Below are 21,896 nucleotides of genomic sequence, written 5' to 3'. Positions count from 1 at the left end.
TATTAATAATGAAAATGTTTACTTTCTTCAATGAAAGGATTTCTCTTAGCTAACAAAGGAGCTTTAGTTAATGCAGTAAATACAACAAAAATAAATAAACCTAAGAAGAAAAGAATAGATGCAATTTCAGGAACTCCAATAAACCATTTATCTCCAACTGTACCAGGCATAATCATATTAAAGAAATCAACATAGTGACCAAGCAGGATAACAACACCAGCCATCACAATAACCCAACTAAGACGTTTAAAGTCAGTATTGATTAATATTAACAATGGGAACACAAAGTTCATAACTACAGCACCAAAGAACGGTAAGTTATATAATTGAATTCTTGTTACGAAGTAAGTAACCTCTTCCGGAATGTTTGCATACCAGATCAACATGAATTGAGAAAACCATAAGTAAGTCCAGAAAACACTAATACCAAACATAAATTTAGCTAAATCGTGAATGTGGCTTGTATTTACATACTCTAAATATCCTTTAGATTTTAAGTATATAGTAACTAATGCAATTGTAGTGATACCACTTACAAAGAAAGAAGCAAAAACATACCATCCAAATAATGTACTGAACCAGTGTGGATCAAATGACATAATCCAATCCCAAGACATAATAGATTCTGAAACTATAAAGAATACTAAAAATCCAGCAGATAATTTAAAATTCTTTTTGTAGTATAGATCATCATTGGCTTCGTCCTGAGCTAAACAATTTTTTCTAGAATAAATACGGTATAAGTTCCATCCTAATAAGAAAACAAAAGCTCTTGCGATCCAAAACGGAAAGTTTAAATAACCCGATTTTCCAGCAATAATTGCATCATAGTTTGGACTATTATGATCAGTAACCCCTTCTCCTAACCAAACGAAGATATGATTAAAGTGTAATCCACATAAAACTAGTATAATAAAGAAAATGATAGAACCAGCTGGTAAATATGCTGTGATTCCCTGCATAACTCTGAATAAAACAGGAGACCAACCTGCCTGAGCAACTTGTTGAATAGCATAAAATGCTAAAACTCCCATTGAAAGTAGTAAAAAGAAAATACAGGCAACATACAATGCAGACCATGGCTTGTTTTGCAATTGGTGCAATACATGCGTTAAATGTTCTTCATGCTCATTTGCAGCATTAACTTTTGCATGCTCACCACCTTTGTGTGAATCATGCGAAGCTTCAGCAGCTTCGTGATGCTCTGCATCTTTGTGAGAAGCCTCAGCAGCTTCTTCATGCGCAGCACCATGAGAACCATGAGCATCTGCAGCTAGTATTTTTTCAACTTCTTGAATATCTTTAGGCGCACTTAAAAAACCATACCCAATTCCTAATAGTCCAAGAACCATTAAGATGATAGAAAAAGTTTTTAATTTACTTGAAAATGTATACATATCTATTACGATCAGTTTGTTCAACAATTATAATTGGCTTTTTAGTTTCAGAACATAGTCAGCAACTAACCAACGTTCGTGAGCACTTAATTGATTTGCATGTGAACCCATTGCATTTAAACCATAAGTTTCAACGTGAAAGATACTTCCTTCAGTAATAACTCTGTCTTTATAGCTAGGTACTCCAAGAAATTTCTCTCTTTCAACCAATTTACCTTTACCGTTTCCAGCTGCACCATGACAACTGATACAGTAAATTTCGAAAAGTTCTTTACCTTTTCCTGAATTTCTTTCTTCTTCAGTCAAAGGTGATTTTAAATTAGCTTTTGCCAATTCATAACCTGCTGTCGAATTTTCATATTCATAAGGTTCAAAACCTCTATTGATAGTTCCTTCTACAGGAAGCTGTCCTTCTTTTCCTCCTTTAAATATTTTTGCTTCTGAATAAGTTTCATAACCTACAGACTCATACATATTTGGAAAATACTGATAGTTTGGTGCCGAATTATTGTGGCAAGATGAAACTAAAATAGTTATACCAACTAAAAGTGTTATTTTATATATCCTTTTCATAGCTACAATTAATTCTTTTCAATTACTTTAACTTCAACAGCTCCTGTACCTTCGAAAAAAGTAACCAGTTCTGCTTCGTTATCATTTACAGCAACTTCCATTAAGAAGTGGTCATCTGTTGTTCTTACATCAGGATTTTCAGCTTGTTTAAATGGCCATAATCTACTTCTCATATAGAAAGTAATAACCATTAAGTGAGCAGCGAAAAATACAGTCATCTCAAACATAATTGGCACAAATGATGGCATATTCTGAATGAAACTGAAACTTGGCTTTCCACCAATATCCTGTGGCCAGTCATGAATCATGATATAACTCATCATTGTTGTTGCAACAGAAATACCAACACATCCGTATAAGAAAGCACAAATTGCTAATCTTGTTGGTGCTAAACCCATAGCTTTATCCAATCCGTGAACTGGGAATGGAGTAAAAACCTCTTCAATATGATGATGAGCAGCTCTGGTTTTCTTTACTGCATCCATCAAAATATCATCGTCATTATAAATGGCGTATATTACTTTATTACTCATGATGTGAATCTTTACTATTTGCTCTTTCTCTAATGTAATTATCTCCTGTTCCTTTTAAAATTGTTTTTACCTCTGCCTGAGCAATTACAGGGAATGTTCTAGAGTATAATAAAAACAATACAAAGAAGAAACCAATTGTTCCAATGAAGATTCCAATATCAACAAATGTTGGTGAGAACATTGTCCAAGAAGATGGAAGGTAATCTCTATGTAAAGAAGTAACAATAATTACGAATCTTTCAAACCACATTCCGATGTTTACCACAATCGAAATAATAAATGAGAACATGATACTTGTTCTTAGTTTCTTAAACCACATGAACTGTGGAGAGAAAACGTTACAAGTCATCATTGACCAATATGCCCACCAGTAAGGTCCGGTAGCTCTGTTCAAGAATGCATATTGCTCATACTCTACACCTGAATACCAAGCGACGAATAACTCAGTGATGTAAGCCACACCAACAATCGAACCTGTAATCATGATAATGATATTCATTAATTCGATATGTTGTAGTGTAATATAAGCTTCTAAGTTAGAAACTTTTCTCATTACAATCAACAATGTGTTTACCATTGCAAATCCTGAGAATACCGCTCCTGCAACGAAGTAAGGAGGGAAAATCGTTGTATGCCATCCTGGAATTACAGAAGTAGCAAAGTCCATCGATACAATTGTATGTACAGAAAGTACAAGTGGAGTAGCTAAACCTGCAAGTACTAAAGATACTTCTTCAAAACGCTGCCAGTCTTTAGCTCTACCGCTCCATCCAAAACTTAGGATAGAATATACTCTTTTGTTAAATGGTGTTATAGCTCTATCACGAAGCATTGCAAAGTCAGGTAATAAACCAGTCCACCAGAAAACCAATGATACTGAAAGATACGTTGAAATCGCAAATACGTCCCAAAGCAATGGTGAGTTAAAGTTTACCCATAAAGATCCAAATTGATTTGGAATAGGTAAAACCCAGTATGCTAACCATGGACGCCCCATGTGAATAATTGGAAATAAACCTGCTTGAACTACTGAGAAGATAGTCATTGCTTCTGCAGAACGGTTAATCGCCATTCTCCAACGTTGACGGAAAAGTAATAATACCGCAGAAATTAATGTTCCGGCGTGACCAATACCAACCCACCAAACGAAGTTCGTGATATCCCAAGCCCAACCAACTGTTTTATTTAATCCCCATGTTCCGATACCGGTAGATACGGTGTAAATTATACAACCTAACCCCCAAAGGAAGGCTATTAATGCGATTGAAAATACAATCCACCATTGTTTGTTTGCAGGTCCTTCAACAGGCGCAGCTACATCTACAGTTACATCGTGATAAGATTTATCACCTATAACTAAAGGTTTTCTAATGGGTGCTTCGTAGTGAGACGACATAATCCTTTATATGTTTCTTAATTAATAATTTATTCTAAGTATTTCTAACTTTAACATGGTAAACCACATTAGGTTTTGTTCCAACATGCTCTAATAAGTGGTATGATCTATCATCAGCAGCTAATTTAGCTACTTTGCTTTCAGTATCATTAACATCACCAAATATCATTGCTCCAGAAGAACAAGCATTTGAACAAGCTGTTTGGAATTCACCATCAGCAACCGGACGACCTTCATTTTTTGCTTTCAATTTAGTCGCCTGTGTCATTTGAATACACATAGAACATTTTTCCATAACTCCACGAGAACGAACGTTTACGTCTGGGTTTAATACCATACGACCTAAATCATCATTCATATGATAATCAAATTCACTGTTTTTGTTATACAAGAACCAGTTAAAACGACGTACTTTATAAGGACAGTTGTTAGCACAATAACGAGTACCAACACATCTGTTGTATGCCATATGATTTTGACCTTCACGACCGTGAGAAGTTGCAGCAACAGGACAAACTGTTTCACAAGGTGCGTGATTACAGTGCTGACACATTACTGGCTGGAATGCTACTTGAGGATTATCCCCAGGTTTTTCCATTTCATTGAATGTAGACAATGAACTAGATAAACCGGCAATACCTTCTTTTCTTTCATTATCACCTTCAAAAGTGCTTTCAGAAGAATAGTATCTGTCAATACGCAACCAGTGCATATCACGGCTTCTTCTTACTTCAGCTTTTCCTACTACTGGTACGTTGTTTTCAGCATGACAGGCAATAACACATGCCCCACATCCTGTACAAGCATTTAAATCGATAGAAAGGTTAAAGTGATGTCCTGTAGAACGATCAAATGATTCCCATAAATCAACTGTTCTTGCTTCAACTTCCTGGTGATCTAAAGATACCATTGGTTGCTCGTTCCAGTGTTTAGCATCTTCAGAGTTAAATATTTTTAAAGTAGTTTCTTTAATAATATCTCCTCTACCCATTAATGTTTTTTGTCCCTGAACACAAGCAAACTCATGCTCTCCATTTGCTTTCACAATAGAAACAGACTGAACACTATTGAAATTTTTATATAAAGCGTAAGCATTTAAACCTACTTGCATTTCTTCTTTTAAAGCCGCTTTACGACCATATCCTACAGCTAAACCAACTGTACCAACAGCTTGTCCAGGCTGAACAATTACTGGTACGTTTTCAAGTTTTAATCCATCAGCTGTTGTAATTGTAGCATAACTTCCGTTTAAACCACCATTAGCAACGATTTGATTACTTAATCCTAGTTTTTTAGCGTCAGCATTTGAAACGGTAACATAGTTATCCCAAGAAACTCTTGTGATTGGATCAGGAAACTCCTGCAACCAAGGGTTGTTTGCATGTTGTCCGTCTCCCATACCTGTTTTAGTATACAATACTAATTCAAACTCTCCGGCAGATTTTGATTGTGCAACTGCATTTGCAGCAGCAGTGTAATCAACAGAACCAGCTGATAAAGCTGAAGAACCAACTACAAAAATACCATCATGTAAAACTTTATTCCAGGTTGTTCCTGCGATAATCCCTGCTGAACTAGCTTTAAGATAATCATAGAAGTTTCCTGCAACTCCATTTAATGACAATAAAACATCTTGAAATTGTTTTGTATTGAATATAGGACGAATAGTTGGCTGAGTTAAGCCATATGTACCTTTTGTAATCACAACATCTCCCCAAGATTCTAAGTAATGAGGTGCCGGAGCAGCGATAGTAGCAACTGAAGCTGTTTCATCTTCTTTTAAAGAGAAAGCAACTGAAGTTTTAACTTTTTTCAATCCGGAAACAAAAGAAGCTGAATCAGCTAATGTATAAACCGGGTTGATACCACTCATGATTAAAGTATGAACACTTCCTGCATTCATATCTTTTATTAATTGAGATACAACTGCATTAGATCCTTTTCTAATTTGTCTTGTACCAGCTGTACTAAAAGCTTCACTAGCCAATATCTGATTGATAGCTAAAACTAATAATTGAGCATTTTTATCTTCTATTCCAGAAACTAAAACTCCTTTAGAACCAGCAGCTTTTAACTGTTGAGCAGCTTTATCTACTTCTGCTTTAAATTTAGCGTCTAAAGAAACCGCTACAGAAGCACCTGCAATAATATTATAAATCTGTACTAAAGCTTGTTTTTGATTCGCTGTACTCATTGGAATACGCTTATCAGCAGCAGCACCAGATAATGTCATATTTGATTCGAACTGGAAATGACGGGACATTTTTCCGTTTTGAGGAATACGTCCTTGTGCATATCCTGTATCGTATGCACCACCTTGCCAGTCTCCTAAGAAATCAGCACCAACAGAAACGATTAATGAAGCTTTTGAAAAATCATAATCAACTAAAGCTCTCTCACCATAAACTGTTTCAAATGCATCTAATGCGTCAGATGAAGAAACCGCATCATAAACAACATGTTTTGCATTTGGGTTTTTAGCAATAAACTCACCTATTAATTTCTCAGTAGATGGACTCGCTAAAGTATTTGTCAACAATACTACCTGACCTCCTTTTGCTTTTGCATCAGCAAGACTTGATTTAATTTTCAAATCAACAGCAGACCAGCTACTATTTTTTCCTTCCAACTTAGGTTCTTTCAAACGCATGCTATCGTATAATCCTAAGATAGATGCATGAATTCTTGCGTTAGCTGAAAACTTAGCTCCAGAAATAGTATTGTTCTCAATTTTAATTGGACGACCCTCACGAGTTTTTACCAAAAGGTTAGCAAAATCAAAACCATCAAAAACAGAAGTTGCATAATAATCAGCAACACCTGGAATGATTTGTTCCGGTTGTAACACATAAGGGATAGACTTGTGAACAGGACCTTCGCAAGCAGCAAGTGTAACAGCTGCAGTACTAAACCCTACGTACTTTAAAAAGTCACGACGTGAAGTACCAGATGAAGCTAAAGCATCTGCATTCCCTAAGAATTCTTCTGTAGGAATCTCTTCAACAAATTCGTTATTTCTAAGCGCCTCAACAATAGAACTATTTTCTAGTTCCTCAACACTTTTCCAGTATTTTTTGTTTGATGACATTGTATATAAATATTAAAATCTTAATAATTCGATTAATAGTGGCATTTACCGCATTCTAAACCTCCCATTTGCGCTGCAGTCAATTTCTCTACACCGTATTTTTTAGAAAGTTCAGCATGAATTTTATCATAGTATGCATTTCCTTCCATCTTAACATCAGTTTTTCTATGGCAATCAACACACCATCCCATTGTTAATTTAGAGTATTGCTTCATGATTTCAAACTCTTGTACCGGACCATGACAAGTTTGACATTCTACACCTGCAACAGTAACGTGTTGAGAGTGGTTAAAGTAAACAAAATCAGGAAGATTATGAATACGAACCCATTTCACAGGCTGTGTTTTTCCAGTATAAGCCTGTTTTGTTTTATCCCAACCCACTGCATCATACAATTTTTGGATTTGAGCATCATAAAACGCTTTGCTGTATTCAGGAGTAGCAGTAGTTTCAGCAACTTCAGAAATATTTTTATGACAGTTCATACAAACATTCAAAGAAGGAATACCTGCATTTTTACTTACACGAGCGGCAGAGTGGCAATATTTACAATTGATCTCGTTATCTCCTGCGTGAATTTTATGAGAGTAATGAATTGGCTGAATTGGCTCATAATTCTGATCAACACCTACTTGCATTAAGTATCCGTATACAAAATAACCACTAGCCAAAAGCAAGAATATAGCCGTAACTAAAACCAGGAATTGGTTTCTTGCAAAAGCTTTCCAGATTGGAGTTCTTGCTTCTTTAGGAGCAACTTCAATTCCGTTATTACTAGCCACCTTAGTTAACACTTTGTTCACCATGAACAACATAACAACCAAAATTGCCATAACAAGCGCAAGAGCACCTAAAATAATATTATTTGAAATTCCGCTTCCTTCCTGAACACCGCCAGATGGCAAAGTAGCAGTAGCTCCTGCAGGTTTTTCAGGTTTTGGCTGAGAAGTAAAAGCGATAATATTATCGATATCACCTTCAGATAATTGAGGAAAAGAAGTCATTACAGACTTGTTGTTTTCTTCAAAAAGTTTAACTGCAACAGCATCACCTGACTTAATCATATCAGAACTGTTGTGCACCCACTTGTAAATCCAAGCCATTTCGTGCTTAGCAGCAACTCCTCTCAAAGCAGGACCTGTTGATTTAGCATCTAATTTGTGACATGCAGCGCAATTTGCATTAAAAAGTTCTTTCCCTTTCACAGGATCACCACCCGCAGTTGCAGCCGGAGCAGCAGCTTCAGGTGCCGCCGGAGCAGCAGCAGGATCTTGAGCAAATGAAGTTAGGGAGAAAAGCAACGTTAGCGATAAGCTAAGTAGCAATTTTCTTGAGATCGAATTATGGTTACCCACCTTTTTCATATAGTATAATAATTATCTACTAATTTTTGGTATGATTTTTTCTGTAGTAAATCAACAAAAAATTAATACCTTCTTTTAAAACTTGCACAAAAATACGACTTATGAACTATTCTCAAAACCTTAAAATACTCTTAAATATCAATTTATATCAATTCTAAATAATATTAAAATTTTCGATACGAACTTTAAATACTATTTTTGCATAAAAACCATCACATTATGAGAATTTTAACCGACTCAAAACGAGTTTTCTTAACATTAACAATGTTCACTTTAGCCTATAACATTCATGCTCAAGACCAAAATTTAACACTGAATCAGGATCCTAAATTCGAGCAATTATTGAATGACAAACGCAAAATTAACACATCAATAAGTACAAACGACACTTATAAAATTCAAATCTTTAGTGGCAAAAGTGACGAAGCAAAGAAAACGTTATCGGATTTCAAAAGGGAATATCCTAATATCGACGGGACGATCATTTTCAACACTCCAAACTACAAAGTGATTGTAGGCAATTTTAAAACACGAATAGAAGCCGAACGAAATTTAGCAGACATTAAAAAAAGATATAAAAGTGTCTTTTTAATGAAACCTGGCAAATAAAAAACATCCTAAAAAACAAAACAAAAAAGCGAGAATCAATCTCGCTTTTTTTATACCCTAAAACCAGAATAACAAGTTTTGTTTAAAACCTAAAAACGATGAAAACTTAATCATTTCACATCAAAATTCATTATCGAATTAACAGCTAAACAACAATTATACCCACAAAAAAAGTCTCAATAAAATTGAGACTTTAAGCATATAATTATTGAATCAGGCTACAGATTAGTTTACCACTTTAATTCCGCTTGCCATAAAGCTTATTTCTTCTTTTGGAGCAGTAATAGCATCAATTTCAGCCTTCGATTTTTTGGCATCTTTAGCATAATGTTTTAACTCATCAACAGATGTGATTTTCTTCTCAGCGTTACCTTCTAAGACAACATTTTTTCCTTTTAATGCAGTTGGCACAAAAAAGGCATAATCTTTCATTTTTACAGAAAAAGAAGCTCCATTATCTGCCTGAATTGTTACCCAACACCCTCTTTTTTCACATACATCTGTCACCAATCCTTTTACTGCAACATTTTCGACCTTCTTGTTACTCTTTAGCTTATCTTCTAATTTACCAACAGATATTGCCTTGTTTTCAGAACTTTTAGAAACATCTTTTCCGTAATAATCTCCTATTACAGCATTTCCTGCAGGTGGGGATTTTTTCTCTACTGCTTCCTGAGAAAAAGACACCGTAACAAAACTTACACATAAAATAACTGAGTATATTAATCGTTTCATATTTAAATAATTTTATCAAAAATAATATTAAAATTTGAAAACAAACAAAAAACATCCCTTTAAAATATAAATCAATTCTTACAGTAATTTTACCTTAAAACAAACACATAAAAAAAGTCCCAATTTTCATTGGGACTTTAAAATATGATACTGAATATTATTTCAGTTTTTTCTTGATTGCAACTTCATGGTATGCCTCAATAACATCTCTTTCTTCGATATCATTGTAACCTTTAATCTGAATACCACAATCATATCCTTTCGTAACCTCTTTTACATCGTCTTTGAAACGTTTCAATGCTACAAGTTCACCTGTATGCACTACTACTCCATCTCTAATAACTCTAATCTTAGAAGTTCTCATGATCTTACCATCCATCACCATACAACCAGCAATTGAACCTACTTTAGAAATTTTGAATATCTCACGGATTTCAGCAGTTCCTAAAATTTCTTCTTTCATCTCTGGCGCTAACATTCCTTCCATCGCGTCTTTCAAGTCATCGATAGCAGCATAGATAATAGAATAGTAACGGATATCGATTTCTTCTTTATCTGCAAGTTGTCTTGCATTTCCAGCAGGACGAACGTTAAATCCAATAATGATCGCATCAGAAGCAGAAGCCAACATAACGTCGGTTTCAGTAATAGCTCCAACACCTTTATGAATAATATTGATTTGAATTTCTTCTGTAGAAAGTTTAGAGAACGAATCTGATAATGCCTCAACAGATCCATCAACGTCTCCTTTAAGAATTACATTCAGTTCTTTAAATTGTCCAAGAGCGATACGACGTCCAATTTCATCAAGCGTAATATGACGTTGTGTACGTACCGATTGTTCACGCATTAACTGAGAACGCTTAGATGCAATTTGTTTTGCTTCTTTTTCATCTTCAAACACATTGAACTTATCACCCGCAGTTGCCGCTCCGTCAAGACCTAAAACAGATACCGGAGTTGAAGGACCTGCTTCTTTAACATTATGTCCGCGCTCATCATGCATGGCTTTAATCTTACCATGATGTTTTCCTGCCAACATATAATCTCCAATTTTCAAAGTTCCGTGTTGAACTAAAATTGTAGAAACATATCCTTTTCCTTTATCTAAGAAAGCCTCAACTACAGTTCCCTGTGCTGCTTTATTTGGATTAGATTTTAAATCTAAAATTTCGGCTTCTAATAAAACTTTTTCCAACAATTCTTTCACTCCTAATCCTGTTTTTGCAGAAATATCATGTGATTGAATTTTACCACCCCAATCTTCAACAAGTAAATTCATACCTGCTAATCTTTCTTTAATTTTATCAGGGTTTGCATTTGGCTTATCTACTTTATTGATAGCAAAAATAATTGGAACACCTGCTGCCTGAGCATGAGAAATTGCCTCTTTTGTTTGCGGCATGATATCATCATCAGCAGCAATTACGATAATAGCAATATCTGTAACCTGCGCTCCACGTGCACGCATTGCGGTAAACGCCTCGTGACCCGGTGTATCTAAAAATGCAATTTTCTGACCGTTATCTAAAGTTACTCCGTAAGCTCCAATATGCTGTGTAATACCTCCTGACTCACCAGCGATAACATTTTCTTTACGGATATAATCCAGTAAAGATGTTTTACCGTGATCGACGTGACCCATTACAGTAACAATTGGTGCTCTTACTACTAAGTCTTCTTCTTTATCTTCAACTACTTCAATAGCTTCTTCGATATCAACAGTAATAAACTCAACTTCGTAACCAAATTCATCAGCTACAATAGTTAATGTTTCAGCATCTAAACGTTGGTTCATCGTAACCATGATACCAAGAGACATACAAGTTCCAATTACTTTAGTAATCGGCACATCCATCATGATTGCAATTTCACCTACAGTAACGAATTCTGTAACCTTAATAGTCTTACTTCCTTCATCAAGCGCTCTTTGCTCATCATCAGATTTCTGACGGTGCGTTTCTCTTTTATCTCTTCTGTATTTAGCTGCTTTAGATTTTCCTCCTTTACCCTGAAGTTTTTCAAGAGTTTCTCTAATTTGGTTTTTTACTTCCTCTTCTGTTGGCTCAACTTTAGCCACAATAGCAGGACGATTTCCTTTTACAAAACCAGGTCTCGAACTTCTATTAGCATTAAAACCTCCACCACCAGTATTTGGTGTAATTTTATTAGGGTTTGGAGTTCCCGGCGCATTACCTGTAGCAGGTTTTGGCGCACCCGGAGTTCCTGGCTTTGGAGCAATTCTTTTACGCTTATTTTTATTAGCGTTATTATTTGCTCCAGGAGCACCTGGTTTATTAGGCGTAATTTTAGGATCTTCTTTCTTTTTCTTTGGCTTATTAAATTGAGATAAATCAATTGTCTGACCAGTAAGAGTAGTTCCTGATAATTTTTGATATTGTGTAGTGATCGTTTCTTCTGAAGTTGTAGGATCAGTTGACACTATTGGTTCCTGAGCCACTTTTGAAGTCGTCTCCACTTTTACTTCTTTTTTCTCTGTAATAATAGGTTTTTCTACCTTTTTCTCTTCAGAAACCACAGGCGGAGCTACTTGCTCTGGCTGAACAATTTCTTTTTGAACAGGTTTTTCTGGTTGAGTTGGAGTAACTACTGCTTTTGGCTCCTCGACTTTCGCCGGTTCCGCAACAGGAGTAGAAACAACTGTAGGCTTCTTAGGATTTAAATCAATTTTACCCACCTGAACAGGTCCTGTCACAACAGCTCTTGCTTTTATGATTTCCTGTTGTTTTTGACGTTCTTCGTCTTGTCTGCGTTTGTCCTCAATTTCTTTCTCACGTTCAACACGTAGAGCTTCTTTCTCTTTTCTTTTCTCTTCTCCTACCTCTTTAGAAGCTTCCTTATTCCCCTTATCGCCCGCAAATTGGCTTTGTAGGATATTAAATTCGCTATCAGAAATTTTTGCATTTGGATTTGCATCAATAGCAATTCCCTTATCTTTTAGATAATCAACAGCTCTTTCTAACGAAATATTTAATTCCCTTAAAACCTTGTTTATTCTTATTACTCTCTCTTCAGACATATAACCTTTTTATTATTACCTTTTTCGTTGTGTTGTTAGAGCAGATAATTAACTATCAAACTCTTCTTTTAGTATCTTCATAACATCAAGAATTGTTTCCTCTTCTAAGTCTGTTCTTCTTACTAAATCTTCTACTTCTTGTTTCAGGATACTTTTTGCAGTATCCAAACCTATTTTAGCAAATTCTTCAATTACCCAATCTTCAATTTCATCTGAAAACTCTGTCAATTCAACATCATCTTCATCTGCAACTGCACCGGCAACATCTCCTTCACGAATAACATCTAATTCGTAACCTGTTAACTGACCTGCTAATTTAATATTATGACCTCCTCTACCAATTGCTTTAGAAACTTCTTCTAATTTCAGAAAAACTTCAGCTCTTTTGTTTTCTTCATCAATTTTGATCGAAGAAACTTTCGCAGGGCTTAATGCTCTTGTAATAAACAATTGAATATTGTTTGTATAATTGATTACGTCAATATTTTCGTTTCCTAACTCACGAACAATTCCGTGAATACGAGATCCTTTCATACCAACACAAGCTCCTACCGGATCAATTCTGTCATCATAAGAATCTACAGCAACTTTTGCTTTTTCACCCGGAATACGAACTACATTTTTAACTGTAATCAAACCGTCAAAAACCTCAGGAATTTCCTGCTCAAACAATTTCTCCAAAAACTTCTCAGAAGTTCTTGACATAATAATCTGAGGCTTGTTTCCTTTTAATTCAACACTTTCAATGATCCCACGAACATTATCTCCTTTACGGAAAAAGTCAGATGGAATTTGTTTTTCCTTTGGAAGCACAATTTCGTTTCCTTCATCATCTACTAAGATAACTACTCTTGGACGCACATGGTGTACTTCGGCAGTATAAATGTCACCAATAATATCTTTAAATTGTTTGTAAAGATTTGTATTATCGTGTTCGTGAATTTTAGATATTAAGTTTTGACGTAAAGCCAAAATAGCTCTTCTTCCTAAATCAATCAATTTAACTTCTTCAGAAACTTCTTCACCAATTTCAAAATCCGCCTCAATCATTCTTGCTTCAGTCAAAGTAATCTCTTCGTTTTCAAAATCAAGATCTTCGTCAGCAACAATTACTCTTCTTCTCCATATCTCCATATCTCCTTTATCAGGATTTATAATAATATCGAAATTATCATCAGAACCGTATTTTTTCTTTAATGCATTTCTAAACACGTCCTCCAAAATTGCCATAAGCGTTACACGATCAATAAGTTTATTATCTTTAAACTCTGAGAATGAATCGATTAATGCTAAATTTTCCATGCGAATTCTTTAATTAAAATGTTACTGTAACAATTGCCTCTTTAATTTCTGTATAAGGTATTTGTTGCTCTTTTTGAACTGTTTCTTTTCCTTTTCCTACTTTTTTCGGTTCTCTTGCTTTCCAAGACAAAATTATAAAAACATCGTTAGCTTCCACTAATTCTGCCTCAATTTTTTCAGTATTTGTAGTAACAATCAACGTTCTACCAATATTTTTGATGTATTGTCTTGTCATTTTCAGAGGTGATCCTACTCCAACCGATGCTACTTCAAGCGAAAAATCCTGTTCTTCACGATCCAGATTATTCTCAATTGCACGGCTAATATCGATGCAATCCTGCAGCGCCACTCCATTATCACCATCTAAACCAACACTAATTTTAAAAGAGTCTGACACAGCCAGATCAATCAAAAAGATCGATGGCTTTTCCAGAAGAGCTTCTGTAATTAATCCGTTTACTTTTTCTTTAAATGTCATAATTTTATAAAAAGAGGGGACACTTAGTCCCCTCATTATTTAGATTTTAATAAATAACGTTGCAAATATAGTGTTTTTTTTATAAATCAAAATAAATAGATTGCTCTAAAAATATTTCTTATCTTTATAAGAGCATTAAAACATAGAGAATTTCACATTATTTAACCTCTTAAAGATCATGAAACGAATTCTGGTACCTACTGACTTTTCTGAACACGCTGAAGACGCCCTAAAAGTTGCGTCTCAAATTGCAAAAAAGAACGATTCCGAAATCATCATTTTGCACATGCTCGAATTACCAAGCCAAATGAACGATGCTATTCTTGGAGGCGCAAGCATTCCCGAAACCATGCTTTTTATGAAAAAAGCAAACGAAATGCTCGACGAAGTTTCTTCAAGACCCTATTTAGACAATATCAAGGTCACGGAGATTGTCAAAATCGACAAACCAATTCATGGTATCATACAAGTCACAAAAGACTACAATGCTGATTTAATCATTATGGGATCTCACGGATCTTCCGGAGTTGAGGAATTACTAATTGGCTCAAATACCGAAAAAGTGGTTCGAAATTCCGAAATTCCGGTTTTAGTCATCAAAAAAGACATCGCCAATTTCAACACCAGCAACATTGTCTTTGCCTCTGATTTCTCTGACGAAACCAAAAAGCCCTTTGAAAAGCTTTTAAAATTTGCCAGTTTCTTCGAATCAAAAATTCATTTAGTTACTATCTGCACTCCAAATAGCTTCAAACCCACTCACACTGCAGAAAAAATAATGAATGATTTTATAACCGAATTTAACCTCACTAATTACGAAACACACATTTACAACGATACCAATATCGAAAAAGGCATTATCAACTTTTCAAATCGTATAAATGCAGATATTATTGGAATGTGCACACACGGGAGAACCGCTTTTGCTCACTTTTTTAACGGAAGTATAAGCGAAGGCCTCGTAAATCATGCCGTAAAACCGGTAATTACCTTTAAAATCTAAAAACCTTTCCCTATAAAACACGAAGCTTCTCCAATGAGAAGCTTTTTTTTTTACAAAAAAATCAAATTTTCTTTATAAATATTTCGCTTCTGACTGAGCTTTTCAACAAAGTCGCTTTGAGCTCTACAACAAAGCCATCAAACTACTTAATCCTGAACTTTGTCATATTAAAAATCATAAACAATTACAACATGAAAACGATAGACAAAATTTACATCAATGGAGAATTCATCACTCCAAACGGAACAGAGTATTTTGATTTAATAAGCCCCACAACAAATGAAAAATTAGGAAAAGTACTTTTAGGAAACCAAAAAGACACTCAAAATGCAATTAGCGCAGCCAAAGAAGCTTTTAAAACCTTTTCTAAATCTACAATAGAAGAAAGAATTCAATCCCTAAAAAACATTCAGACTTCTGTTGAAAAAAGAAAAGAAGATTTTATCAATGTAATGGTAGAAGAATACGGAGGCACATTGCAATTCGCAACCATGAGTTTTGAATATATGCTTAAAGGTTTCGAATCGACAATCAACCTGTTAAACACTTATGATTTCACCAAAACAATGGGAAATTCAGAAGTTCAAATGACTCCACTTGGCGTAGTCGGAATTATCATTCCATGGAACTCAAGCAATGGTTTTATTTGCAGCAAATTATCAACTGCAATCGCCGCAGGATGCACCACTGTAATAAAACCAAGCGAGATGAGCGCACAACAAACACAATTAATCGCAGAATGCCTTCATGAAGCCGGATTACCAAAAGGCGTTTTTAATATCGTTAACGGACTAGGCGATGTTGTTGGTGCAGAAATAAGCCGCAATCCGGATATTGCCAAAATTTCATTTACAGGATCTACAACGGTTGGAAAAATCATTGCAAAAGAAGCCGTAGAAACCATGAAACGCGTTACACTTGAACTTGGGGGAAAATCACCAAATATCCTGCTTGACGATGCTAATTTTTCAGAAGCAATTCCATTAGCCTTAATCGCAGCTTACATGAACAGCGGACAAGCCTGTATTGCAGGAACGAGATTATTGGTCCCAGAAAGCCGACTCGAAGAAGCAAAAAAACTAATAAAAGAAACCGTATCTCATATTATTGTAGGCAATCCACAAAACAAAACAACTGCAGTTGGACCAATGGTAAGCACCAAACAATATGAGCGCGTTCAAAACTACATACAGATTGGTATTGCCGAAGGTGCCGAAATTTTAATTGGAGGCCTGGAAAAACCCGAAGGATTAGAAAACGGAAACTTCGTAAAACCAACTGTTTTTGTAAATGTAAACAATCAAATGCGAATTGCGAGAGAAGAAATTTTTGGGCCTGTATTATCTGTTATTACATATAAAACAGAAGACGAAGCAATCGAAATAGCCAATGATACCACTTACGGACTACAGGCTTACGTAAGTTCATCAGACGAAAAAAGAGCTCACAAAATTGCCTCTCAAATCAATGCCGGACGTGTACAAATAAACGGAATCGGACATGATCCAATGGCTCCCTTTGGAGGATTTAAGCAATCCGGAATAGGCAGAGAGTTTGGAACATTAGGCCTTGAAGCCTATCTTGAACCAAAAGCTCTTATCAAATAAATACACACTCTCATCCTGAAAATTTTTACACAAAAAGATTTTCAGGATCTTTTAGTAACTTTACGTTATGACAGCAAAAACAACTACAAAACCAAAAATTCTCTACTCCTGCTATTTTACACGAAGCCGGGAAGGAGAAAATTTTATACCTGAGCACGTATTTAGTTATCAGATTGCAGGAGAAATGATCGCATCAGACAGCAAAAACACTTATCACTCAAAAGAAGGAGATTTTCGCTTTAGCAGAAGAAACCATTTAGCAAAGTTTGTCAAAATTCCCCCGGAAGGCGGTGAATTCAAAACAGTGTCACTTTTCCTCGATCAGGAAATTTTGCGCGAAATCAGCACTGAATATAATTTTAAAATCAATAAAAAATCAAATTCTGATGCAATGATTTCATTAGCCCCAAATCCGCTCTACAAATCCTTTATGGATTCACTAATATCTTATCTGGAAGTAGAACAAGAAGACAATGAGGCTTTATTTACTTTAAAAACAAAAGAAGCAGTACATATTTTATTAAAAGTAAACCCTGAATTAAAAGACATTTTATTTGATTTTAACGAACCTGGCAAAATTGACCTTGAAGCTTTTATGAATAAAAACTTTCACTTTAATGTTCACCTCACCCGATTTGCTTATCTCACCGGAAGAAGTTTAGCCACTTTTAAGCGAGATTTTCAAAAAGTTTTTCAGGAAACACCAGGAAAGTGGTTATTAAACAAAAGACTTCAGGAAGCCTATTACTTAATCAATCAGGGAAAACTGCCATCTGAAGTATATATTGGCGTAGGGTTTGAAGACTTATCTCACTTTTCTTTTTCATTTAAAAAGAAATTTGGCGTTGTACCCTCCTCATTACTATTAAAATAAAGCCTTTAATCCGCACAAATGTATTAATATAAAAAAAGCCTCTCGATTGAGAGGCTTTTTATGTTGGTCTACTAGGACTCGAACCTAGAAAGACTGCACCAAAAACAGTTGTGTTACCATTACACCATAGACCAATTATAGTAGCGCGGTTAAGCGAGCGCAAATTTAAAACTTTTTTTAGTTTACACAACTTTTAAGGTAAAAAAAAGCCTCTCGTCTGAGAGGCTTTTTGTTGGTCTACTAGGACTCGAACCTAGAAAGACTGCACCAAAAACAGTTGTGTTACCATTACACCATAGACCAATACCGTACTGCGGTTAAGCGAGTGCAAATTTAAAGCTTTTTTTAGTTTGCGCAAACTTTTTGATGAAAAAAAATCATTTTTTGTCATTTTTTTTCCTTCCGAAATCTTAACACCCACACAAACATTTCATAAACAGCATATTAATTCCAACAAATACTTTTATAGAATTTTTTGTTAATGCTCGTTTCTTTAAACAAAAAAACATTTTCTTTGTAAGATTAAAAACATACAAAATTTTAACACCTAAATATGGCACAATTCAATTTCAATAAATGGAATACAATTATTGGTTGGTTTGCATTTGCAATCGCTTTAATTACCTATACATTAACTGTTGAACCTACTATGAGCTTTTGGGATTGTGGCGAATATATTGCCACAGCCGCTAAATTAGAAGTAGGTCACCCACCCGGAGCACCTTTATTCCAGATGATGGGAGCTTTTTTTGCTATGTTTGCTATAGATGCACAGCATGTAGCTGTAATGGTTAATATGATGTCTGTTTTTTCTAGTGCCTTTACAATTTTGTTCATGTTTTGGTCATCTTCTATGATTTTGAAAAAAATCATATCTCAATTTAGTGAAATTAATCAAAACAATTCAATTGTTATATTAGGAAGTTCCTTTGTTGGAGCTCTTGCTTATACTTTTTCTGATAGTTTCTGGTTTAATGCTGTTGAGGCCGAAGTATACGCAATGGCTTCGTTATTAATTGCATTACTTTTCTGGCTTGGTCTTCGTTGGGAACAAGATATGGACAAACCAAAAGGAAATAAATGGTTATTATTAATTTCGCTTGTTGTGGGTCTTTCATTTGGAGTTCACTTTATGGCGTTATTAACTATTCCTTCAATAGGTTTCTTATATTATTTCAAACATTACGAAAAAATTACTATCAAAAATTTCATCATTGCCAATCTCGTTGTAGTTGGAATTTTGTTGTTTATTTTCATATTACTTCTGCCATTGACTATGGCTTTCTTTGGTAAAACCGAAATTTTCATGGTGAATAGCCTTGGATTACCTTTTAACTCAGGAACTATTTTTGTTGCTTTGGTACTAATTGCATTCTTTTATTTTGGATTAAAATTCACCAAACAAAAAGGATTAATTTTCTACAATACCATCATTCTTTGTATCTTATTTATCTTTATTGGATTCTCTACATGGATGATGCTACCCGTTCGTGCTAATGCAAACACTGTAATTAACGAAAACAAACCATCAGATGCTGCAGAGGTATTAGCTTACTACAATCGTGAACAATACGGTGTAAATCCTTTGTTTTATGGCCCTCAGTATACAGAAGTTTTTGCCGGACTTGATGCGAAAACCCCTTATTTGGACAAAAAACCAAACTACGAAAGAGATTATAAAACCGGTAAATATGTTATTACCAATAATTATAAAAACGCAGAGCAAAATACTGACGATAATCAAAAAACGATATTGCCAAGAATGTGGAGCACTGAAACAGGACACATTCAAAATTATATCAGCTTTACCAGTCCTCCTAAATTCAAAATAAATCCTAATTATGATTATGAGCAGGATTTAGGGAAATACGGAATTGACGCCAGCCAATTAAGCGAAGAAGAATACAACAAAGCTACCGCACAATTGCGCAACGAAGTCGAAAAAACGGTTTCTGAATTCAGAAAAGCATATGCTCAAAAACAAATTGATAACGAAGGATACATTAAATTCCTAAAAAGCTATGGCGATTATTTAATTATCGAAAAACCATCAGCGACAGATAACTTCAGCTTCATGTTCGAATACCAATTTGGATACATGTACTGGAGATATTTAATGTGGAATTTTGTTGGCCGTCAAAGTGATGTTCAGGGAAAATATGACAATCTGGACGGAAACTGGATTAGTGGCATCAAAGGCCTTGATTCTTTGCACCTTGGATCTCAGGACAATTTACCATCTGACGTTTTAAACAACAAAGGAAGAAATGTTTACTTTTTCCTTCCTTTTATCTTAGGTCTTATTGGGTTGATGTATCATGCAAATAAAGATCTTAAAAGTTTTTATGTATTACTGGCATTGTTTTTATTTACTGGTATCGCATTAAAAATATACCTGAACGAACGACCTTTTGAACCTCGTGAAAGAGATTATGCTCTTGTAGGCTCTTTTTATGTGTTTGCTATCTGGATAGGCTTTGGAGTATATTCGCTATACGAAACCATTCAAAAATATATTGCCCCTAAAATTGCCGGTCCAATTGTTATTGCCGCAAGTTTATTAGCTGCTCCGGTTTTGATGGCATCTCAAAACTGGGATGATCATGACAGATCTGGCAGATATACTGCAGTTGCAATGGCAAAAGCTTATTTAAATTCCTGCGATAAAGACGCTATCTTATTTACGATTGGAGATAACGATACATTCCCGCTATGGTATGCTCAGGAAATTGAACACATCAGGACTGATGTTAAGATTGTAAATACGAGCTTATTTATGACAGACTGGTATATCGATCAAATGAAAGCAAAAGCATATGAATCTGATCCATTACCAATATCATTTACACACGATCAATATGTTGGAGACAAACTTGACTATGTTGCTCATATTCCAAAAATTGAAACACGTTGGAATATTACTGACTTCCTTGATTTTATCAAAAATCCAAAATCAACAGTAGGTTTACAAAACGGACAAACAATTCATTTTTATCCAACAAACAAGATCAGGGTAAATATTGATAAAAATGTCATCATCAAAAATAAAGTCGTTAACCCTAAATACAATGATTCTATTGTTCCTTATATGGATATTGATATTAAAGGAAATGCATTGTACAAAAACCGTTTGATGATGTTAGATATTCTGGCTAACAACAATTGGAAAAGACCAATTTATTTCAGCGGAGGTGCTTTTGATGACGAAGATTACTTATGGCTAAAAGATTACCTGCAATTAGACGGTATGGTTTACAAATTAGTTCCAATTAAAAACACACCTTCAAAAGATGGCGGACCAATGGATATGGGACAAATTGATGCCGATAAAATGTATGATATTGTAATGAAATGGGATTGGGGTAACAGCGATAGTGATAAAATTTATCATGATCCAGAAACCAGAAGAAACAGTATTACTTACCGTACAAACTTATCTCGTTTAATGAATCAGCTTATTCTGGAAGGAAAAATTGACAAAGCTAAAAACGTAATCAATTTAGCAATGACAAAAATGCCTCTTGATAAATTTGGATATTATTCATTAGTAGAGCCTTTTGCCGGAGGATATTACAAAGTTGGTGAAACTGCAAAAGCACACGATTTGCTTAATAAACTAGTTCAGAAATACAAAGAAGAATTAAATTATTATGCAACATTAACACCTGGCGATCAAACTGATCTGGCGATTGATATTATTACTGATATCGAACGCTACAGAAGCTTATTACAAGTGATGAAGGAAAACAAAGATCTTGCATTCTATGAGAAACACAAAACTACATTTAACACCTATGTAAATGTTTTTGAGCGTTTTGGAAGAGAAAAAGAATAATATACGAAAAACATAGCAATTAAAAAAATGCAGCGCAGTTTGATAAATAGCGCTGCATTTTT

Annotated in this window: 15 protein-coding genes and 2 tRNA genes; 5 read left to right on the top strand and 12 right to left on the bottom strand. The window is 34.9% G+C overall.

Going from position 1 to position 21,896, the window contains the following annotated elements:
- Positions 1–2: 2 nt before the first annotated feature.
- Genes A4F88_RS22460 through A4F88_RS22435 form a run of 6 tightly spaced genes read right to left on the bottom strand, consistent with a single transcriptional unit; the run spans position 3 to position 8,351 of the window.
- Positions 3–1,397: a cation-translocating P-type ATPase gene (locus tag A4F88_RS22460; protein WP_068845015.1), complete on the bottom strand. Its 1,395-nt coding sequence runs from the start codon at positions 1,395–1,397 to the stop codon at positions 3–5.
- A 27-nt stretch (positions 1,398–1,424) separates the two neighbouring features.
- Positions 1,425–1,970 (bottom strand): c-type cytochrome, encoded by a 546-nt coding sequence (locus A4F88_RS22455; protein ID WP_068845003.1) that lies wholly within the window; start codon positions 1,968–1,970, stop codon positions 1,425–1,427.
- 8 nt (positions 1,971–1,978) lie between these two features.
- Positions 1,979–2,503: a DUF3341 domain-containing protein gene (locus A4F88_RS22450; protein WP_068845002.1), complete on the bottom strand. Its 525-nt coding sequence runs from the start codon at positions 2,501–2,503 to the stop codon at positions 1,979–1,981.
- Positions 2,496–3,899 (bottom strand): NrfD/PsrC family molybdoenzyme membrane anchor subunit, encoded by a 1,404-nt coding sequence (gene nrfD, locus A4F88_RS22445; RefSeq protein WP_008466839.1) that lies wholly within the window; start codon positions 3,897–3,899, stop codon positions 2,496–2,498. Before nrfD ends, A4F88_RS22450 begins: the two co-directional genes overlap by 8 nt.
- A gap of 34 nt (positions 3,900–3,933) precedes the next feature.
- Complete coding sequence (locus A4F88_RS22440) at positions 3,934–6,987, bottom strand: TAT-variant-translocated molybdopterin oxidoreductase (RefSeq protein ID WP_068845001.1); 3,054 nt, start codon at positions 6,985–6,987, stop codon at positions 3,934–3,936.
- A 32-nt stretch (positions 6,988–7,019) separates the two neighbouring features.
- Positions 7,020–8,351: a c-type cytochrome gene (locus A4F88_RS22435; RefSeq protein WP_068845000.1), complete on the bottom strand. Its 1,332-nt coding sequence runs from the start codon at positions 8,349–8,351 to the stop codon at positions 7,020–7,022.
- A 219-nt stretch (positions 8,352–8,570) separates the two neighbouring features.
- Here A4F88_RS22435 and A4F88_RS22430 point away from each other — a divergent pair, with 219 nt between their 5' ends.
- Positions 8,571–8,960 (top strand): SPOR domain-containing protein, encoded by a 390-nt coding sequence (locus A4F88_RS22430; RefSeq protein ID WP_068844999.1) that lies wholly within the window; start codon positions 8,571–8,573, stop codon positions 8,958–8,960.
- Positions 8,961–9,185: 225 nt separating this feature from the next.
- On the opposite strand, the gene A4F88_RS22425 is transcribed toward A4F88_RS22430, so the two are convergent.
- The 4 genes from A4F88_RS22425 to rimP form a co-directional block, all read right to left on the bottom strand.
- The gene (locus A4F88_RS22425) at positions 9,186–9,695 is read right to left on the bottom strand and encodes a DUF4920 domain-containing protein (RefSeq protein ID WP_068844998.1); all 510 of its coding nucleotides are present in this window, start codon (positions 9,693–9,695) and stop codon (positions 9,186–9,188) included.
- Positions 9,696–9,852: 157 nt separating this feature from the next.
- Positions 9,853–12,735, bottom strand: a complete 2,883-nt coding sequence (gene infB, locus A4F88_RS22420) for a translation initiation factor IF-2 (protein WP_068844997.1) — start codon at positions 12,733–12,735, stop codon at positions 9,853–9,855.
- Between the two features lie 48 nt (positions 12,736–12,783).
- Complete coding sequence (nusA, locus tag A4F88_RS22415) at positions 12,784–14,037, bottom strand: transcription termination factor NusA (protein WP_068844996.1); 1,254 nt, start codon at positions 14,035–14,037, stop codon at positions 12,784–12,786.
- Positions 14,038–14,050: 13 nt separating this feature from the next.
- A complete protein-coding gene (rimP, locus tag A4F88_RS22410; RefSeq protein WP_017498146.1) occupies positions 14,051–14,515 on the bottom strand; it encodes a ribosome assembly cofactor RimP in 465 nt (154 codons plus the stop codon).
- A 178-nt stretch (positions 14,516–14,693) separates the two neighbouring features.
- Between rimP and A4F88_RS22405 the strand changes: the two genes are divergently transcribed.
- From A4F88_RS22405 to A4F88_RS22395, 3 genes are all read left to right on the top strand, one after another.
- The gene (locus tag A4F88_RS22405; RefSeq protein ID WP_068844995.1) at positions 14,694–15,518 is read left to right on the top strand and encodes a universal stress protein; all 825 of its coding nucleotides are present in this window, start codon (positions 14,694–14,696) and stop codon (positions 15,516–15,518) included.
- A gap of 191 nt (positions 15,519–15,709) precedes the next feature.
- Complete coding sequence (locus tag A4F88_RS22400; RefSeq protein WP_068844994.1) at positions 15,710–17,125, top strand: aldehyde dehydrogenase family protein; 1,416 nt, start codon at positions 15,710–15,712, stop codon at positions 17,123–17,125.
- A gap of 67 nt (positions 17,126–17,192) precedes the next feature.
- The gene (locus A4F88_RS22395) at positions 17,193–17,999 is read left to right on the top strand and encodes a helix-turn-helix domain-containing protein (protein WP_068844993.1); all 807 of its coding nucleotides are present in this window, start codon (positions 17,193–17,195) and stop codon (positions 17,997–17,999) included.
- A gap of 63 nt (positions 18,000–18,062) precedes the next feature.
- Here the strand turns inward: A4F88_RS22395 and A4F88_RS22390 are convergent.
- Both A4F88_RS22390 and A4F88_RS22385 read right to left on the bottom strand, forming a co-directional pair.
- Positions 18,063–18,133, bottom strand: a tRNA-Gln gene (locus tag A4F88_RS22390).
- Between the two features lie 98 nt (positions 18,134–18,231).
- Positions 18,232–18,302 (bottom strand) — tRNA-Gln (locus A4F88_RS22385).
- Between the two features lie 250 nt (positions 18,303–18,552).
- Here A4F88_RS22385 and A4F88_RS22380 point away from each other — a divergent pair.
- Positions 18,553–21,834 (top strand): glycosyltransferase family 117 protein, encoded by a 3,282-nt coding sequence (locus A4F88_RS22380; RefSeq protein WP_068844992.1) that lies wholly within the window; start codon positions 18,553–18,555, stop codon positions 21,832–21,834.
- Positions 21,835–21,896 lie beyond the last annotated feature (62 nt).

It is taken from the genome of Flavobacterium chilense (genome assembly GCF_001602525.1).
Taxonomy (GTDB): domain Bacteria; phylum Bacteroidota; class Bacteroidia; order Flavobacteriales; family Flavobacteriaceae; genus Flavobacterium; species Flavobacterium chilense.
Note: the sequence above shows the minus strand (reverse complement) of the source record. Positions and strands in the feature narration are given on the sequence as shown.

What these genes read in the sequence shown, in the direction of transcription:
- A4F88_RS22460 (WP_068845015.1), bottom strand. Translation starts at nt 1,397, where the DNA reads ATGTATACATTTTCAAGTAAATTAAAAACTTTTTCTATCATCTTAATG.
- A4F88_RS22455 (WP_068845003.1), bottom strand. Translation starts at nt 1,970, where the DNA reads ATGAAAAGGATATATAAAATAACACTTTTAGTTGGTATAACTATTTTA.
- A4F88_RS22450 (WP_068845002.1), bottom strand. Translation starts at nt 2,503, where the DNA reads ATGAGTAATAAAGTAATATACGCCATTTATAATGACGATGATATTTTG.
- nrfD (WP_008466839.1), bottom strand. Translation starts at nt 3,899, where the DNA reads ATGTCGTCTCACTACGAAGCACCCATTAGAAAACCTTTAGTTATAGGT.
- A4F88_RS22440 (WP_068845001.1), bottom strand. Translation starts at nt 6,987, where the DNA reads ATGTCATCAAACAAAAAATACTGGAAAAGTGTTGAGGAACTAGAAAAT.
- A4F88_RS22435 (WP_068845000.1), bottom strand. Translation starts at nt 8,351, where the DNA reads ATGAAAAAGGTGGGTAACCATAATTCGATCTCAAGAAAATTGCTACTT.
- A4F88_RS22430 (WP_068844999.1), top strand. Translation starts at nt 8,571, where the DNA reads ATGAGAATTTTAACCGACTCAAAACGAGTTTTCTTAACATTAACAATG.
- A4F88_RS22425 (WP_068844998.1), bottom strand. Translation starts at nt 9,695, where the DNA reads ATGAAACGATTAATATACTCAGTTATTTTATGTGTAAGTTTTGTTACG.
- infB (WP_068844997.1), bottom strand. Translation starts at nt 12,735, where the DNA reads ATGTCTGAAGAGAGAGTAATAAGAATAAACAAGGTTTTAAGGGAATTA.
- nusA (WP_068844996.1), bottom strand. Translation starts at nt 14,037, where the DNA reads ATGGAAAATTTAGCATTAATCGATTCATTCTCAGAGTTTAAAGATAAT.
- rimP (WP_017498146.1), bottom strand. Translation starts at nt 14,515, where the DNA reads ATGACATTTAAAGAAAAAGTAAACGGATTAATTACAGAAGCTCTTCTG.
- A4F88_RS22405 (WP_068844995.1), top strand. Translation starts at nt 14,694, where the DNA reads ATGAAACGAATTCTGGTACCTACTGACTTTTCTGAACACGCTGAAGAC.
- A4F88_RS22400 (WP_068844994.1), top strand. Translation starts at nt 15,710, where the DNA reads ATGAAAACGATAGACAAAATTTACATCAATGGAGAATTCATCACTCCA.
- A4F88_RS22395 (WP_068844993.1), top strand. Translation starts at nt 17,193, where the DNA reads ATGACAGCAAAAACAACTACAAAACCAAAAATTCTCTACTCCTGCTAT.
- A4F88_RS22380 (WP_068844992.1), top strand. Translation starts at nt 18,553, where the DNA reads ATGGCACAATTCAATTTCAATAAATGGAATACAATTATTGGTTGGTTT.